The sequence below is a fragment of the Microbispora sp. H10949 genome (assembly GCF_014161435.1).
In the GTDB taxonomy this organism is placed as follows: Bacteria; Actinomycetota; Actinomycetes; order Streptosporangiales; family Streptosporangiaceae; genus Microbispora; species Microbispora triticiradicis.
The window spans coordinates 610,990-627,584 of record NZ_JABBWZ010000004.1; the positions used below are offsets into that span (position 1 = coordinate 610,990).

The 16,595-nt window shown below is 71.6% G+C and carries 17 protein-coding genes; 4 read left to right on the forward strand and 13 right to left on the reverse strand.

All coding sequences use genetic code 11. The features are described 5' to 3' along the window. Positions 1-50: 50 nt before the first annotated feature. Entirely contained in the window at positions 51-773 is a 723-nt protein-coding gene (locus tag HHX40_RS13080; protein ID WP_182880771.1) for an acVLRF1 family peptidyl-tRNA hydrolase, read from the reverse strand. Between the two features lie 119 nt (positions 774-892). On the opposite strand from HHX40_RS13080, the gene HHX40_RS13085 reads away from it, so the two are divergent. Then, entirely contained in the window at positions 893-2,254 is a 1,362-nt protein-coding gene (locus tag HHX40_RS13085; RefSeq protein WP_310738073.1) for an EAL domain-containing protein, read from the forward strand. A 10-nt stretch (positions 2,255-2,264) separates the two neighbouring features. On the opposite strand, the gene HHX40_RS13090 is transcribed toward HHX40_RS13085, so the two are convergent. The 7 genes from HHX40_RS13090 to HHX40_RS13120 form a co-directional block, all read right to left on the reverse strand. Beyond that, positions 2,265-2,870, reverse strand: a complete 606-nt coding sequence (locus tag HHX40_RS13090; protein WP_117410035.1) for a response regulator transcription factor — start codon at positions 2,868-2,870, stop codon at positions 2,265-2,267. Next, complete coding sequence (locus tag HHX40_RS13095) at positions 2,867-4,048, reverse strand: sensor histidine kinase (protein ID WP_182880772.1); 1,182 nt, start codon at positions 4,046-4,048, stop codon at positions 2,867-2,869. Before HHX40_RS13095 ends, HHX40_RS13090 begins: the two co-directional genes overlap by 4 nt. 30 nt (positions 4,049-4,078) lie before the next feature. Further along, a complete protein-coding gene (locus HHX40_RS13100; protein ID WP_182874498.1) occupies positions 4,079-4,816 on the reverse strand; it encodes an ABC transporter permease in 738 nt (245 codons plus the stop codon). A gap of 2 nt (positions 4,817-4,818) precedes the next feature. Beyond that, the gene (locus HHX40_RS13105; protein ID WP_182880773.1) at positions 4,819-5,703 is read right to left on the reverse strand and encodes an ABC transporter ATP-binding protein; all 885 of its coding nucleotides are present in this window, start codon (positions 5,701-5,703) and stop codon (positions 4,819-4,821) included. Between the two features lie 95 nt (positions 5,704-5,798). After that, positions 5,799-6,644 (reverse strand): ATP phosphoribosyltransferase, encoded by an 846-nt coding sequence (hisG, locus tag HHX40_RS13110; protein ID WP_138461186.1) that lies wholly within the window; start codon positions 6,642-6,644, stop codon positions 5,799-5,801. A 67-nt stretch (positions 6,645-6,711) separates the two neighbouring features. Continuing rightward, a complete protein-coding gene (locus HHX40_RS13115) occupies positions 6,712-6,975 on the reverse strand; it encodes a phosphoribosyl-ATP diphosphatase (protein ID WP_117410040.1) in 264 nt (87 codons plus the stop codon). Positions 6,976-7,106: 131 nt separating this feature from the next. Continuing rightward, positions 7,107-8,072, reverse strand: coding sequence for an acetylxylan esterase (locus HHX40_RS13120; RefSeq protein WP_182880774.1), 966 nt, complete (start codon positions 8,070-8,072; stop codon positions 7,107-7,109). A gap of 321 nt (positions 8,073-8,393) precedes the next feature. On the opposite strand from HHX40_RS13120, the gene HHX40_RS13125 reads away from it, so the two are divergent. From HHX40_RS13125 to HHX40_RS13135, 3 genes are all read left to right on the forward strand, one after another. After that, positions 8,394-9,659 carry an extracellular solute-binding protein gene (locus HHX40_RS13125; RefSeq protein ID WP_182880775.1) on the forward strand — a complete coding sequence of 422 codons (1,266 nt, stop codon included), beginning with the start codon at positions 8,394-8,396 and terminating at the stop codon, positions 9,657-9,659. Between the two features lie 123 nt (positions 9,660-9,782). Continuing rightward, positions 9,783-10,697 (forward strand): carbohydrate ABC transporter permease, encoded by a 915-nt coding sequence (locus HHX40_RS13130; protein WP_182880776.1) that lies wholly within the window; start codon positions 9,783-9,785, stop codon positions 10,695-10,697. Beyond that, positions 10,697-11,572 carry a carbohydrate ABC transporter permease gene (locus HHX40_RS13135; RefSeq protein ID WP_182880777.1) on the forward strand — a complete coding sequence of 292 codons (876 nt, stop codon included), beginning with the start codon at positions 10,697-10,699 and terminating at the stop codon, positions 11,570-11,572. The genes HHX40_RS13130 and HHX40_RS13135 overlap by 1 nt, the downstream gene beginning before the upstream one ends. Before the next feature lie 131 nt (positions 11,573-11,703). Here HHX40_RS13135 and HHX40_RS13140 read toward each other — a convergent pair whose 3' ends face one another. From HHX40_RS13140 to sufC, 5 genes are all read right to left on the reverse strand, one after another. Next, a complete protein-coding gene (locus tag HHX40_RS13140) occupies positions 11,704-13,269 on the reverse strand; it encodes a DEAD/DEAH box helicase (RefSeq protein WP_182880855.1) in 1,566 nt (521 codons plus the stop codon). A 401-nt stretch (positions 13,270-13,670) separates the two neighbouring features. Next, positions 13,671-14,063, reverse strand: a complete 393-nt coding sequence (locus HHX40_RS13145) for a metal-sulfur cluster assembly factor (protein ID WP_373868694.1) — start codon at positions 14,061-14,063, stop codon at positions 13,671-13,673. A 73-nt stretch (positions 14,064-14,136) separates the two neighbouring features. Then, complete coding sequence (gene sufU / locus HHX40_RS13150; RefSeq protein ID WP_117410045.1) at positions 14,137-14,574, reverse strand: Fe-S cluster assembly sulfur transfer protein SufU; 438 nt, start codon at positions 14,572-14,574, stop codon at positions 14,137-14,139. Positions 14,575-14,576: 2 nt separating this feature from the next. After that, positions 14,577-15,842 (reverse strand): cysteine desulfurase, encoded by a 1,266-nt coding sequence (locus tag HHX40_RS13155; RefSeq protein WP_182874494.1) that lies wholly within the window; start codon positions 15,840-15,842, stop codon positions 14,577-14,579. Then, positions 15,842-16,594 carry a Fe-S cluster assembly ATPase SufC gene (gene sufC / locus HHX40_RS13160; protein WP_182874493.1) on the reverse strand — a complete coding sequence of 251 codons (753 nt, stop codon included), beginning with the start codon at positions 16,592-16,594 and terminating at the stop codon, positions 15,842-15,844. The genes HHX40_RS13155 and sufC overlap by 1 nt, the downstream gene beginning before the upstream one ends. Position 16,595 lies beyond the last annotated feature (1 nt).

The window sequence follows — 16,595 nt, forward strand, 5'->3', positions numbered from 1 at the left end:
GCTCAAGTGTAGTGCCGCCGTCGCCGCCGGCGGCTGCGGCGAGCGCCCGGTCAGGGGTCGAGCAGCCGGATCCGCACGGCGCGGAACAGGTCCGGGGCGCCCTCCAGGACCGCCGGCCGGGGATCGGGAACGGTGAGGAACGGCCCGGCCTCCAGGGCGAACAGCGGCGCGAGACGCCGGTCCTCCCGGATCTCGTCGATCGCCCGCCGGTCCCCGCCGAGCACCAGCGCCTCCAGGTCGGCCAGCCGCGGCGTCAGCAGCCGGAAGGCCACGTCGGCGGCGGCCCGCAGCGCCTCGGCCGACTGCTTGTCCCTGCGCCGGGCGAAGCGCTGCTGGGACCATCCCCCCGCCGCGCTGCGCCCGTGGACCTGACGCGACCCGGCCTTGGCCGCGACCAGGCGGGTGCCGGTGAAGACGCCGGCGGCGTGCCCGCCCAGGCGGGCCAGCAGCACGCCGACGGTCCGCTCGCGGCAGGCGTGGGCCACCAGCGCCGCCGCCGGGGCCGGGAGCCCGGGAGGCGCCAGGCCCGGCGGCGCGACGGACGGCGCGGCGGACGATTGGGCGGACAGCGTGGCGGACGGCGGGCGCAGCGGCGGGAACGGCACATGGCACTCGGCGACCGCGCCGTCGGCCGCGTCGAGACGCACGACGTCCGGCAGGGTGACCGCCTCGATCGGGCCGTGCCGTGCGGCGAAGCGCGCGATCCAGCCCGCGAGCCGCTCGGGGGTCACCGAGACCCATCTGCCGCCTCCAGCGGCGGGCCGTCCCGTCATGGCTGATCAGACTACCGGTGTGGTCGTTTGCCGGATTCCCTCCAACTGATGGGGAAATGTAGGTGAATTTCCCACTGTAAGCGTCAACGACCCCCGGGAGTCGTCCCACAATTCACCCCGTGACGCTCCCCTCCTCCCCGGCGTCGCCGGTCGCCGCGTCCGTCCCGGGCGCCCCGTCGGCGTACCACCCGGACGACCCGCAGGGACACCACCCGGCGGGCCTCGTGCGGCGGTACACCCCCGCCGCCTCCGCAACCGGGCCCCTGCCCTCGCCCTTCGCCCCGGGGACTCCCCACGGAACTCACCAGGGAACTCACCACGGCGCTCCGCTCCGCCCGGCCGTCCCGCTGTTCCTGCCGGTGGTCGACCTCGACACCGGTGGCGCGATCGCCGTGCAGGTGGTTCCCGAGGACCCCGGCGGCGTCGCGGGCGGCGTGGGGGGCGTGGGGGGTGTGGCGGACACGGTGAACGGCGTGCTGGCCGCGGCCCGCGAGGAGACCGCGCTGCCGCTGGTGCTGCCGATCTCCGCCACCGTCGTCGCGGCCGGTTCGGCCGGCACGGCGCCGCTGCACGAGGCGCTGCGGATGTGCAACCGCCGTCCACGCGAGGTCATCCTGATGATCGAGGGCGACCTCGCGGCCGTGGGGCGGACCGCCCTGCTGTCCGGGATCGACGGCCTGCGCGCGGTGGGTTACCTCGTCGCCTTCGGTGAGCTCGGCACGGCCCCGATGCCGCTCGACCTGCTCGCCGACGCCGCGCCGTACGTGATCGCGCTCTCCAGCGATCTGGTGGCGCGGGGAGCGCGCGACCCCCGGCGCGGCGCGCTCGTGGAGTCGCTCGTCCGCCTGGCCCGCGGCGCCGGGGCGCACGTGCTCGCCCCCGGCGTACGCGAGGAGACGCAGCTCGCGGCGGTGCGCGGCTGGGGCATCAGGCTCGCTCAGGGCCCCCTGCTCGCGCCGCTCGACTGGCGGCCCTCCCACGGCCACAACCGCGTCCACGTGCCGCTGCCGGTGCCGGAGGCCGAGGCCGTCCCGGCCGCGCCGGGCCTCACCGGGCCGGGCGGCTATGGATTGGGACCACGCGTGCAGGAGTTCCTGCTCCCGGCGGTGACGCTGCCGGCCGGTTCGACGGCCGAGGAGGTCGTGGGCGTGCTCAGCGCGGAGCCCTCGATCACCAGCGTGGTGCTGGTGGACGAGTACCAGCGCCCGCAGGGCAGCGTCGACCGCAGCCGGTTCCTGCTGTTCATGGCCGGGGCGTACGGCCACGCGCTGCACGCGAAGAAGCCGGCCAGCCGCCTGGCCGACCCTCCGAAGATCGTGGCGAAGACCACCCCGGCGATCGCGGCCATGCAGGTGGCCGGGCGCGACAACACCCGCGCGTACGACGACCTGGTGGTGGTCGACGAGGTGGGCCGGTGCATGGGCGTGGTCCGGGTCAGCGACCTGCTGCGCCACGTCGCCGAGATCCAGGCCGCCCGCTGACCCGGCCGGGTCAGAGCCAGCCCTGCGCCTGGGCCTTCTGGACGGCCTCGATGCGGTTGCGCGCCGCGGTCTTCTGGATGGCCGCCGACAGGTAGTTGCGCACCGTGCCCTCCGACAGGTGCAGCCGCAGCGCGATGTCGTTGATGGTCGAGCCGTCCGCGGCGGCCGACAGCACGTCCCGCTCGCGCGGCGACAGGGGGTTCGGCCCGGCGCTGAGCGCCGCGGCGGCCAGCCCGGGGTCGATCACCCGCTCTCCCCGGAGCACCCGCCGGATGGCGGCGGCCAGGTCGCGCGCGGGGCTGTCCTTGACCAGGAACGCCACCGCCCCGGCCTCCATCGCCCGGCGCAGGTAGCCGGGCCTGCCGAAGGTCGTGAGGATCACCACCCGGCACCCGGGGACCCGCCGGCGCAGCTCCTCGGCTGCGGCGATGCCGTCCCTGCCGGGCATCTCGATGTCCAGCAGCGCGATGTCCGGCCGGGTCGCCTCGGCGACCTCGACCGCCTCGTCGCCGTTCGCCGCCTCCCCGACCACCTCGATGTCGGGCTCCAGACCGAGCAGCGAGGCCAGCGCGCCCCTGACCATGCTCTGGTCCTCCGCCAGCACGACCCTGATCACTCGGCCAACCTATCCGCGGCGATCTCCGGAGTGGGAGTGCGGGTGAGGTCCGGGGGCGGCGCGACCCTGATCCGCACCCGGAACCCCCGCCCGCCGCTCTCGACCTCCAGGTCGCCGCCCGCGGCGCGCGCCCGCTCGCCGAGCCCGGTCAGGCCGTTGCCCGGCCGGTACGGCCCGCCGCGGCCGTTGTCGGCGACCTCCAGCACGGCGCCCCGCTCGCCGTACGACACGGTGATCTCGCAGCGAGTGGCCCGGGCGTGCCGTACGACGTTGGTGGTGGCCTCGCGCACGGCCCAGCCGAACAGGCCGTCGAGGTCCTCGGGCAGCGGGGCGCCGGACGTGCGGGCGGTGAGGGCGATCCCGGCGGCGGCCAGCGCGGCGCGGGCGCCGTCGATCTCCTCCGGCAGCGAGCTGCGGCGGTAGCCGGTGACGGCCTCGCGCACCTGGAGCAGCGCCTGCCTCGCCACCGCCTCGATGTCGGCCACCTCCCCGGCCGCCTTCGGCGACCCCTGCTCGGCCAGCCGACGGGCGAGCTCGCTCTTCAGCACGATCAGCGAGAGGCCGTGTCCCAGCAGGTCGTGCAGGTCGCGGGCGATCCGCAGCCGCTCCTCCGCGGCGGCCAGCCTGGCCACCTCGCTCTGGGCCTCCCTGAGCTTGCCGATGAGGACGCGGGTGTTGCGGACGCTCATGAACAGCACGCCGAGGGTGGCGGTCTGCAGCACGAGCATCCACAGCAGCCCGTCCTCGGCGCCGATCACCAGGCCGTCGGCGATCAGGAGCGCCGCCATGGCGCCGATGCCGAGCACGGCGCGCCGGGGCGGCAGGGCCATCGCGTAGACGACGGCCAGGTAGACCGGCAGGGTCAGCCAGCTCTCGCTGTGGAACACCAGCGGGAAGGCGGCCCCCATCAGGGTCGCGAGACCGAGCAGGGGGAATATCCACCGGGGACGGTGGCCGAGGCCCCGCGGGCCCAGCACGACCGTCAGGTAGACGCCCACGAAGGCCGCGAGCGCGACCATCCGCCAGACCGCCTGCGCCGTCCCCAGCCTGCCGTCGATCACCTCGGCCACCGGGTAGAACAGGTAGATCAGGCCGAGCGACATGCCGATCAGCCGCCGCAGGCGGTACGGACCGTCGTCCGGTCCGCCGAAGCTGAAGATCCTGGCCAGCCGGCTCATCGCGCCGCCCCTCTCCGCTTTTTCGCCGGATCAGGCGCGGACCACGGCGCGTCGGTAGACGAACACCGCGACGGCTCCCAGCGCGACGGCCCAGGCGACGATGCCCGCCACGTCGGGCCCGTACGGCGCCTGCCCGGCGACGATGCGCCATCCGATGCCCGCGTAGTCGTACGACGGCAGCACCCTGGCGACGTTCCGCATGGCCTCCGGCATGAGCGACGTGGGGAACCACAGGCCGCCCAGCAGGGCCAGGCCGAACATGGAGATCATGGCCACGGGCTGGGCCGTGTCGGGCCGCAGCATCGAGCCGATGGCGAGGCCGAGCGCCACGAAGGGGATGGTCCCGATCCACATGAACGCGAGCAGCCCGGCCCACTGCCCCGCCGGCAGCGACACGTGCTGGGTGAGCACCGCGGCCAGCCCCACCAGCACCAGCGCGGGCAGCACCAGCAGCAGGGACGCGACGAGCTTGGTCGCGAGGATGGCCCAGGCGGGCAGCGGGGTGATCTGGAGCTGCCGCAGCCAGCCGCTGTGCCGTTCCTGCGCCCAGGGCACGGCCGTGGACATCACCGACGAGGCGAGCGCGCCGTACGCCGCCATGTTGACCATCAGCAGCACGCTGCCCTTGATCCCGGTGGTCTCGTCCGTCTGCGCGCCCCACAGGTTCGAGTACAGCAGGTAGAAGCCGAGCGGGAACGCGACGACGAAGATGACGTACCGCTTGTTGCGCAGCATGCGCAGCACTTCGACCTTCAGGTAGTGCGGCATCGTCACGACTCCTTGGTGAGAGCGAGGAAGGCGTCCTCCAGATCGGCCCCGTGGACCTGGAGATCGCGCACGTCGAGGGTGGTCTTCCGGTACAACGCCTCGACCGTCGAGTCGAGGTCGGTGGTGCGCAGCGTGACGCGGCCCGCCTGGAGTTCCACGCCGGTCGTGCCCGGCAGGGTCTCCAGCCCGGCGGCCGGCTGGTCGCCCAGCCGGAAGCTCACCGTCTGCCCGGCCACCCCGGCCTTGATCTCGACGGCGGTGCCGTCGGCCACGACCCGCCCCCGCGCGATCACGACGACCCGGTCGGAGTTCTCGTCGGCCTCCTCCAGGTAGTGCGTCGCGAACAGGATCGTGCGCCCCTGCGCCGCGTACCGGCGCATGTTCTCCCAGAACGTACGGCGGGACTCGACGTCCATGGCCGCGGTCGGCTCGTCGAGCAGCAGCAGCCTCGGCCCGCCCGCGACCGCCAGGGCGAAGCGGACCCGCTGGGTCTGCCCGCCGGAGAGCCGGTTCGCCCGCCGCCCGGCCAGGTCGGTGAGGTCGGCGAGCCGGAGGATCTCCTCGCGCGGCAGGGGGTTCGGGTAGAGCCGGCGGACGAAGTCCACGGTCTCGGCCACGGTCAGCTCGGGGATCAGCTCGCCCTCCTGGAGCATCGCGCCGATCTCGCCGTGGGCGACGGCGGTCTCCGGCGGCTCGCCGAAGACCCGGATCTCGCCCGCCGAGGGCCTAAGCAGGCCCAGCAGCATGTTGATGGAGGTGGACTTCCCGGCCCCGTTCGGCCCGAGGAGCGCGACCGTGCTGCCGGCCGGGACCTCCAGGTCGAGGCCGTCGACCGCGAGCACGTCGCCGTACCTCTTGGTGACGTCCGTGAAGGAGATGGCGTTCATGCGGACAAAACTAGAAGCGGGCCGGGAAACGCGGCAGTGGGATGCCTCCGGCCTCCGCGATGACAAATGTCATCGCGTGCGGCCGGCCCCGCGGGTCACAGGCGGCAGGCGAAGATGGCGGTGACGAGGATCGCCTTGGCGCCGATCTCCCAGAGCTGGTCCATGACCTGCTGGTGGCCCTTGCGCGGGACCATCGCCCGCACCGCCACCCACCCCTCGCGGTGCAGCGGGGAGACGGTCGGTCCCTCCATGCCCGGGGTGATCGAGATGGCCTCGTCGATGCGCTCGGCCCGGATGTCGTAGTCGATCATGACGAAGTCGCGGGCCACCAGCACGCCCTGCAGGCGGCGGATGAGCTGCTGGAAGCCGTTGGCCTCCGGCGCCCCGGCCCGCTTGATCAGGATGGCCTCGGAGTGCGCGATCGGCTCCCCGAAGACCTCGAGCCCGACGTTGCGCAGCGTCGTGCCGGTCTCCACCACGTCGGCCACCGCGTCGGCGACGCCGAGCCTTATCGCGGTCTCGACCGCGCCGTCGAGCTTGATCACCCGGGCGTCCACGCCCTGGTCGGCCAGGTACTTGCCGAGCAGCCCGGCGTACGAGGTGGCGATGCGCAGGCCGGACAGGCCGGCCACGCCGGAGTGGGCGCCGGCCGGGGCGGCGAAGCGGAACGTGGACCGCCCGAACCCGAGCGGCATGACCTCCTCGGCCGGCGCCCCGGAGTCGAAGAGCATGTCGCGCCCGGTGATGCCGGCGTCCAGGGTGCCCTCGCCGACGTAGACGGCGATGTCGCGGGGGCGCAGGAAGAACAGCTCGCAGGAGTTCTCGGAGTCGACGACCACGAGTTCCTTGCTGTCCCTGCGCTGGCGGTAGCCCGCCTCCTTCAGCATGGTCTGGGCGCCCTCGGAGAGCGCGCCCTTGTTCGGTACGGCGATGCGCAGCATGAGTGAAAGATCCTTCCAGGCAGGACGAGGTCGATGAGATTCAGGACATCCGGGGCCGCCGCGGCGGCTACAGATGCTTGTAGACCTCGTCCAGCCCGATCCCGCGGGCCAGCATGAGCACCTGGACGTGGTAGAGGAGCTGGGAGATCTCCTCCGCCGCCCGCTCCGCCGACTCGTGCTCGGCCGCCATCCAGCTCTCCGCGGCCTCCTCGACGACCTTCTTGCCGATGGCATGGACGCCGGCGTCCAGCGCGGCCACGGTGCCGGACCCCGCGGGCCGGGTCCGGGCCTTGTCTGTCAGCTCGGCGAACAGCTCTTCGAAGGTCTTCATGGTCTCTCTCGGAATCGTGGGCCTGCCCGTTCAGGGTATCGGCCCCAGGGTAGTTGCGGACGCGGGGAGTCCGCGCCCCGCGTCCACCCTGCGAGATCACAGGCCGAGATCACGCCCGCGTCCGGCCGGACTCAGCCGAGGATCTTGCGGGCCAGCCGGAGCTGCTCCAGGGCCTGCTGCGACTCCCCGCCCTCGTGGCCGTTGAACGGCCACACGGTGATGTCCTTGGGGCCGGCGTAGTGGTTGTACGCCCCGAACACGGTGGAGGGCGGGGTGACGCCGTCGCGCAGGGCGACGGAGAACCGGGCGGGCGTGCGGGCCCGCGCCGCGAAGTGCAGCCCGTCGAAGTAGCCGAGCGTGGCGAAGATCTCCTCGACCCGGGTGCGGTGGATGCCGCAGAACCGCCCCAGCTCGCCGTACGGGTCCTCGTCGGTGATCTCCACCGCGTGCCGGATGTCGCACATGAACGGCACGTTGACGAACGCGTACGCGAGGTCCGGCACGAGCGCCGCGGCGGCCAGCGCCATGCCGCCGCCCTGGCTGCCGCCGGTCACGACGACGCGCCCGGCGTCCACGAGGGGATGCGACCTGGCCGCCTCCACCGCCCGCACGACGTCGGTGTAGAGCCGCCGGTAGTAGTAGTCGTGCGGGTCGAACACGCCCTGGGTGAGCTTGCCGGGGATCTGCGCGCCGTTGCCGCCGACCGGGTCGGGCGTGTCGCCCGAGCGCCAGGTGCCGCCCTGCCCGCGGGTGTCCATCACGAAGGTCGCGTAGCCGGCGGCGGGCCACAGCAGCCAGTCGTGGGGCCGGCCGCGGCCGCCGCCGTACCCGATGAACTCCATCACACACGGCAGCGGGCCGGACGCGCCCGCCGGCGCGATGAACCACCCCTTGATCGGATGCCCGCCGAACCCGGCGAACGTCACATCGGCCACGTCCACCAGCGCGAGGTCGGCCTCGTACGGCTCGAAGACGGCGTTCAGGTCGTGCTCGCGCGCCTCGGCGAGCGTGCGGTCCCAGAAGTCGTCGAAGTCCGCCGGCTCCCGGCGCTCGGGCAGGTACGCACGCAGGTGGTCGAGGGGCATGTCAACGAACATGGGGGCTCCCGTGGACTGGTGGGGCATACGCCGGTCAAGGCTACACAAGTGCCTCGTTTCAGGGTTCTGACCCGGTTAAGGGTCGCCAACCGGAACGAATCTCCTGATCGGATACGGCGATCACCTGCGTAATCACGCCTGATGACCTGTAAAGCCCGGATTGACGGACTGAAAGACCCTCTTGCAACTAATCCGGTTTAGTGCTGGACTCTGCACGAATTCCACGCGTGTGAGGTGCGTCCGCACGGCACGGTGTCGCGGCGGCCGCCTCTCGGGGGCACGACATGTCAATCGATCACCGTCCGTGAGATCGGAGACCCCATGCGACGAACGACAGCGGCCGCCCGCGCCGCCCTCATCACCGGCCTGATCACCCTCGGCGCGGGCTGCGCGACGAGCGGCACCCCGGAGACCCGGCAGGCCGACGCGAATGCCCCCGCCGCGCTCACGTGGTGGTCCACCGGAGGCGACGACGAGAGCGCGGCCTTCCAGAAGGCGGCCGACCTGTACACGAAGTCGCACCCCAATGTGACGATCAAGGTGCAGACGCTGAGCTGGGACGACGCGTACGCCAAGCTGCTCGCGGCCTCCACCAGCCGCAGCGGGCCGGACGTCGTCTCCGGCGGCATGACCTGGACCATCCAGTTCGGCCTGCGCGGCGGGATGGTCGACCTGCGCAAGTACGGCGTCGAGCAGCTCAAGGCGCAGGCGCAGCCCGCCCAGTGGAAGTCGGCCGTCTCCCCCGACGGCACCGTCTACGGCATCCCGCTCGACATGTCCACCGAGGCCCTCTACTACCGCACCGACCTGTTCGAGAAGGCCGGGATCAAGAAGCCGCCCGCGACCTGGGACGAACTGACCGCCGACATCCGGAAGCTCAAGGACGCCGGGGTCAGGACGCCGTTCGGCATCGACTGGGGCAACCTCGACTGGATCGGCTACTTCAACTTCCTCTACCAGGCCGGCGGCAGCTTCTACACGCCGGACTGCAAACCCTCGCTCGGCACCCCCGAGGCCGAGCGGGCGCTGTCGTTCTGGATCGACCTGCACCACAAGTACGGCGCGCCCACCGACACGGTCACCACCTCGGACGCGCTGGACGCGGGCACCGCGATGGTCTACGGCGGCAACTGGAACGCCCTCGTCATCGACACCTCCAAGCCCAAGCTGAAGGGCAGGTGGGCGGTGGCCCCGCTGCCGGCCGGCCCGGCGGGCCCGACGACCTTCATCGGCGGCCGGGCGGTCGGGGTGACGTCCTACAGCAAGCACATCCAGCAGGCGGCCGACTTCGTGAAGTACCTCTACACCGACGAGGCGGTCGACGCGGTGAACGCCGAGTCGAAGGCCCGCAACGTCTCCTACCTCCCGCCGCGTCCGGACAAGGTGGCCGACTCGCCGTTCCAGCCGCAGCAGTCCGAGGTGTTCGCGAAGATCATCAGCACCGGCGCCGCGGCCCCCGGATGCCCCGGCTGGGACGAGAGCGCGGGCGACGTGGCCAAACACCTCCAGTCGGCGATCCTCGGCAAGGCCGACATGAAGACGGCCCTGGGCGAGGCCGCCAAGGTCATGGAGCGCAACGCCGGCTGACCGCCCGCCCACGGCCGCGGACCGGCCGGTGACACCTGACCTCTCACCGGCCGCGGCACCCCTCACCGGCCGCCTCGCGTCCGTACGGACCGCGGGGCGGCCCCCTTCCGACTGGAGAATCTGATGGCAACCCCTGCCGCCGTCTCCCGGCACCGATGGCGCCGCCACGGCACGTCCTATCTGATGCTGCTGCCGTTCCTCGCCCTGTTCGCCGGCTTCCTGGTCTGGCCGCTGGCCAACTCGCTCTATCTCAGCTTCACGAGGTTCGACGGGGTGACCGCCCCCGAGTTCACCGGGCTGGAGAACTTCCGGCGCCTGCTGTTCGACGACGACCGGTTCCGGCACGCCCTCGGCAACACGTTCCTCTACGTGGTGGCGTCCGTCGGCGTCGGCACGCTGCTGTCGCTCGGTCTCGCGCTGGCCTTCAGCGGGTCGGGCTGGCCGCACCGCGTCATGCGGACCGTCTTCTTCCTGCCCTCGGTGACCTCGTCCATCGCGTTGATGCTGCTCTGGAAATGGATCTTCAATCCGGGTGACTTCGGCCTGGCCAACACCGTCGCCGGATGGTTCGGCGGCCGGGCCGTCGAGTGGCTGGCCACACCCGGGCTCACGATCCCGATCCTCGTGCTCATGTCGGTGTGGGGCGGGATGGGCTACGGCATGGTCCTGTACGTCGCCGGGCTCAACACCATCCCCCAGGAGTACTACGAGGCCGCCCGCATCGACGGCGCCACGCCCTGGCAGCAGTTCCGCCGGGTGACGCTGCCGCTGCTGCGCCCGGTCACCACGTACGTGGTCGTGACCGGTCTGATCGGGGCGTTCCAGGTCTTTGAAGCCGTCTACATCGTGTTCCGGGGCACCAACAACATCGGCGGCGTGCTCGACTCGGGCCTGATGATCGTGCCCTACCTCTACGACCAGGGCTTCACGCACTTCAAGCTCGGCTACGCCTCGGCGATCGCGTGGGTGCTCTTCGTGATCATCTTCGCCCTCAGCATGGTCAACCTCCGCATCGGCCGCGCCCTGAAGGAGCTCTGATGACCGCCGCTCCCCTGCTGCGCCTGCCGTTCTACCTGCTGTCACTCACCATGATCGCGCCGTTCTACTGGATGGTGATCACGGTGTTCAAACCGGTGACGGAGATCGACAGGCAGCCGCCGTCGTTCGTGCCCGAACACCCCACCCTGGACAACTTCTACGACCCCGGCTACTCCCCCACCCAGGTCAACCCCGGCCACCTCCAGGGCATCTTCCAGCGGTTCCAGGTCGACTTCGGCTTCGGCCGGTTCATGTTCAACAGCCTGGTGATCACGGTCGCGATCACGGCCGGCTCGTTGCTGATCGCCTCGCTGGCGGCGTACGTGATCACGAAGCACCGGGTGCCGGGCAGACGGCTGATCTTCCTGATGATCGTCGCCTCGATGATGGTGCCCTGGCAGACCACGCTGGTGCCCAACTACGTCATCATGCGGAACCTGGGCTGGCTGGACACCTACCAGGGCTACGTCGTCCCGGCGCTGGCCAAGGCGTTCGTGCTGTTCTTCCTGGTCCAGTTCCTCCACTCGATCCCGGACGAGCTCGTCCAGGCGGCCCGGGTCGACGGGGCCGGGGAGTGGCGCATCTGGTGGCGGATCGTGCTGCCGCTGCTGCGCCCCGCCCTCGCCGCGATGTCGATCTTCATCGTGCTCGCCGAGTGGAACAACTTCCTCTGGCCGCTGATCCTCGTGCAGAGCGACGAGATGGCGAACATCCCGGTCGCGCTCGCGCGCCTCAACTCGTACTTCACCGGCGCGCAGAACCAGGGAGCGATCATGGCGGGCGGCCTGCTCGCCTCTCTGCCGTCGATCGTCTTCTTCCTGGTCTTCCAGCGCTACTTCACCCGGGGGATCGTGCTGAGCGGCCTCAAGGGCTGAGCGACGCCGCCGGGGACGCACCGGGAAAGCACCGAGGGGAGGGATCGCGATCAGCATCCGGATCGCGATCCCTCCCCTCGGGAGGGCTCAGGTAAAGGCCTCAGGTCAGAGAACCCGGGTCAGAGGGCGCGTCAGCGGCCGGTGTACCGGCGGCCGCCGCCGCGCCCGCCACCGCTGTAGCCACCGCCGCCGCCGCTGCCACCGCGGGGACGTCCGCCGCCGCCGTAGGAGCGGTCACCGCTGTGCGGCCGGTCACCGCTGTGCGGCCGGTCAGCACTGTGGGGCCGGTCAGAACTGTGCGGCCGGTCGCCGCCGTAGGAACGCTCGCCGTTGAAGGAACGCTCGCCGCCGGCACGCCCGGTGCCACCGCCGCCGCCACCGCCGCCGCGGGAACGGTCGCCGAAGCGCCGGGGGCGGCCGGCCCGGGACTGGTCGTCCGGCCGGGACCGCAGCGGCGTGCGCACCTCCGGTTCCCACACGGGCACCGTGTCGCCGCTCGGCCGCCTGGCCCCGGCGATGTCGGCCAGGATCGGGTCGCCCGGAGCCACCCGGTGCCGGGACGCGGTGACCCCCGCCTTGCGGGTCAGCGACTCGGTGGCGCGGCGCTCGCTCGGCAGCACCAGCGTCAGCACCACTCCGTGCTCTCCGGCGCGGGCCGTGCGGCCGCCGCGGTGCAGGTAGCTCTTGTGGTCGGCCGGCGGGTCCACGTGCAGCACGAGACTCACGTCGTCCACGTGGATGCCGCGGGCCGCGACGTCCGTGCAGACGAGCACGCCGATGTCGCCCCGGCGGAACCCGTCGAGGATGCGGGTGCGCTGGTTCTGCCGCTTGCCGCCGTGCAGGCCGCCGGCGCGGACCCCCGCCCGGGCCAGCTGCTTGACGACCCGGTCCACGCCGTGCTGGGTCCGCACGAACAGGATGGTCCGGCCGTCGCGGTTGGCGATCTCCGCCGTGACGTCCGTCTTCTCCTCCCGGTGCACCTGGAGCAGGTGGTGCTCCATCGTGTCGACGGGGGAGGTGGCCGGGTCCAGCGAGTGGACGACCGGGTCCGTCAGGAACCGCTGGACCAGCTTGTCCACGTCGCCGTCGAGCGTCGCGGAGAACAGCAGCCGCTGGCCGTCCGCCGGCGTACGCGCCAGCAGCGCGGTCACCACCGGGAGGAACCCGAGGTCGCACATGTGGTCGGCCTCGTCCAGGACGGTGATCTCGACCTCGCCGAGGTCGCACTCGCCCTGCTCGATCAGGTCGGTGAGGCGGCCGGGCGTGGCGACGACGACGTCGACCCCGCGGCGCAGATCCTCGATCTGACGGCCCATCGGCATGCCGCCGACGACGGTCCTGGTGCGCAGCGACAGCCCCCGGCCGAGCGGCTCGATGGCGTTCGCCACCTGGAGCGCGAGCTCGCGGGTGGGCACGAGGACGAGGGCGCGGGGCCGCCGGGGGCGGGCCCGCTCCCCCGCGATCCTGGTCAGCGTGGGCAGGCCGAACGCGAGGGTCTTGCCGGAACCGGTCCGGCCCCGCCCGAGGACGTCGAGTCCGGCGAGGATGTCGGGAATGGCCGCCCGCTGGATCGGGAACGGCGCGGTGATGCCCTGCCGGGCGAGCCCCGTCACGAGCGGCCTGGGCAGTCCCAGATCCGCGAACTCAACGGGGTTCTCGGTGATACCGGCGGTCGCGCCGTCACCGAGGTCAAGCATGGTCACGTAATCGTGCCTTTCGTAGGAGATCCCGCCACGTGGGCGGGTTGAGAACGTGCCGGAGCACGCGGGGCGTCACTTCTGCGAAAGGACGACCCATGACGTACGGCGAGCCGTACCGATCGGGGCGCGGCACGCCGATGACTGACCGGCGGCCCTGGGCCCGGAGAACCGTGCGCCCTGAAACCGTGCACCCAGAGAACCACAAGCCGGCGTCCGGTGCGGTGAGCCGCCTGGCGGCGGCTTCCCGCGGACACTCGACTCGCGTCGCACAAGATGGAGCAAAGAATCACTCTACGGCATTCCCGCGCTGCGCGGGGCGACGCGGAACCGCGCGGCGGGATGAGCACCGGCAGGCGGCCTCCCGGCGGAAGGCCGCCATGGACGGGCAGCGGGACGGATCAGACGTTGAAGCCGAGCATCCTGAGCTGGTCGCGGCCCTCGTCAGTGATCTTGTCCGGACCCCACGGCGGCAGCCAGACCCAGTTGATGACCACGTTGGAGACCAGGTCGGCGAGCGCCGAGTTGGCCTGGTCCTCGATGACGTCGGTGAGGGGGCAGGCGGCGCTGGTGAGCGTCATGTCGATCGTCGCGATCGGCCGCTCGCCCTCGCCGGCCGGGTCGAGGTTGACGCCGTAGACGAGGCCCAGGTCGACCACGTTGATCCCGAGCTCGGGGTCGACGACGTCCTTCAGCGCCTCCATCAGGTCGTCCAGACTGGGAGACCCGTCGAAGGCGCCGGGCTCGGCGGCCTCGGTCACGGTTCCCGTCGGGGTCTCGGTGGGCTTGCTCACGTCGTCTCCTCAGCTCTTCTCCCGGGCCGGTCTGTGCGCCCAGCCAGGGTGTCAACACCGGTGGGGCGTCCGGTCATCCCTGGCTCCGCATCAGCGCGTCCTTGTAGGCCATCCAGGCCAGCAGCGCGCACTTGACCCTGGCCGGGAACTTCGCCACGCCGGCGAACGCGACGGCGTCGCCCAGCACGTCCTCGTCGGGCTCCACCTGGCCCCTGCCCTGCATCAGCCGGGTGAACTCCTCCACCACCGACAGCGACTCGTCCACCGTGGAGCCGGTGGCGAGCTCGTGCAGCACCGAGGCGGCGGCCTGGCTGATCGAGCAGCCCTGGCCGTCGTAGGACACGTCGAGCACCTTGCCGCCGTCGGCCACCTTCACCCGCAGCGTCAGCTCGTCGCCGCAGGTGGGGTTGACGTGGTGGACCTCGGCGTCGAAGGGCTCACGCAGGCCGCGCCCCTGGGGATGCTTGTAGTGCTCCAGGATCAGCTCCTGGTACATGGATTCAGCGATCATGTTCAGCCGAACACCTTCTGCACGTGGTGGAGGCCGCGGACCAGTGCGTCGATCTCGGCCGTCGTGTTGTACAGGTAGAAAGACGCCCGTGTGGTGGCCGGGATGCCGAACCTGAGATGCAGCGGCCGGGCGCAGTGATGACCTACCCGGACCGCGATCCCGTACACGTCGTCGAGGATCTGCCCCACGTCGTGGGGGTGGATGCCCTCCAGCGTGAACGAGATCGTGCCGCCGCGGGCGATGGGCGTGCGGGGCCCGATGATCCTGAGGCCGGGGATCTCCGGCAGCGCCTCCAGCGCGTACGCCACCAGTTCCTTCTCGTGCGCCTTGATCTGGTCCATGCCGACGGCGTTCAGGTAGTCGACCGCCGCGCCGAGCCCGATCGCCTCGACGATGGGCGGCGTCCCCGCCTCGAACTTGTGCGGCACCGGCGCGTACGTCGAGTGGTCCATCCAGACCGCCTCGATCATCTCGCCGCCGCCGAGGAACGGCGGCATCGCCTCGAGCAGCTCACGCCGGCCCCACAGCACGCCGATGCCGGAGGGACCCACCATCTTGTGACCGGTGAACGCGACGAAGTCGACGCCCAGCTCGGCCACGTCCACGGCCTGGTGCGGCACGGACTGCGACGCGTCGAGCATCATCAGCGCGCCGACCTCGCGCGCCCGCGCCAGGATCGGCGAGACCGAGTTGACCGTGCCCAGCACGTTCGACTGGTGCGTGATCGAGACGATCTTCGTCCGCTCGTTGACCAGCTCCTCCAGGCCCTCGACGTCGAGGCGGCCCTCGTCGGTCACCGGGAACCAGCGCAGCGTCGCGCCGGTGCGCTGCGCGAGCAGCTGCCACGGCACGATGTTGGAGTGGTGCTCCATCTCCGAGATGACGATCTCGTCGCCGGGGCCCATCCGGAACCGCTCGTCCTCGCCGACGGGGTTGCCGAAGGCGTACGCCACGAGGTTGAGGGCCTCGGAGGCGTTCTTGGTGAAGACGATCTCGTCCCGCGACGGCGCACCGACGAACGCGGCGATCTTGTCGCGGGCCTCTTCGTACGCGACCGTCGACTCGCTGCCGAGCACGTGCAGGGCCCGGCCGACGTTGCCGTAGTGCCAGGTCAGGTGGTCGCGCATGGTCTCGACCACCTGGGCCGGCTTCTGGGAGGAGTTGCCGGAGTCGAGGTAGACCAGCGGCCTGCCTCCGGGAAGCTCGCGGGTGAGGACCGGGAAGTCCTTCCTGATCCTCTCCACGTCGAAGCCGGACACGGCACTCATCAGGCGGACGCCGCCTTCGTGGTGTACGCCTCGTAGCCCTCGGCCTCCAGCTTGTCGGCCAGCTCGGGGCCGCCCTCCTCCACCACGCGCCCGCCGGCGAAGACGTGGACGAAGTCCGGCTTCACGTAGCGCAGGATGCGGGTGTAGTGGGTGATCAGCAGCACGCCGGTGTCGCCGGAGGCGCGGAACCGGTTGACGCCCTCGGAGACCACGCGCAGGGCGTCGACGTCGAGGCCCGAGTCGGTCTCGTCCAGCACCGCGATCTTCGGCTTGAGCAGCTCCAGCTGGAGGATCTCGTGCCGCTTCTTCTCACCGCCGGAGAAGCCCTCGTTGGTGTTGCGCTGGGCGAACGCCGGGTCGATGGACAGCGCGTCCATGCCCGACTTCAGCTCCTTGGCGAACTCGCGCAGCTTCGGCGCCTCGCCGCGGACCGCGGTGATCGCCGAGCGCAGGAAGTTCGACACGCTGACGCCGGGGACCTCGACCGGGTACTGCATGGCCAGGAACAGGCCGGCGCGGGCGCGCTCGTCCACCGCCATGTCCAGCAGGTCCTCGCCGTCGAGCAGGACGGTGCCGGAGGTGACGGTGTACTTGGGGTGCCCCGCGACGGCGTACGCCAGCGTGGACTTGCCCGAGCCGTTCGGGCCCATGATGGCGTGCGTCTCGCCGCTGCGGACCGTCAGGTCGACGCCGCGCAGGATCTCCTTGTCGCCCACGGCGACGTGCAGGTCACGGATCTCAAGGGTGGACACT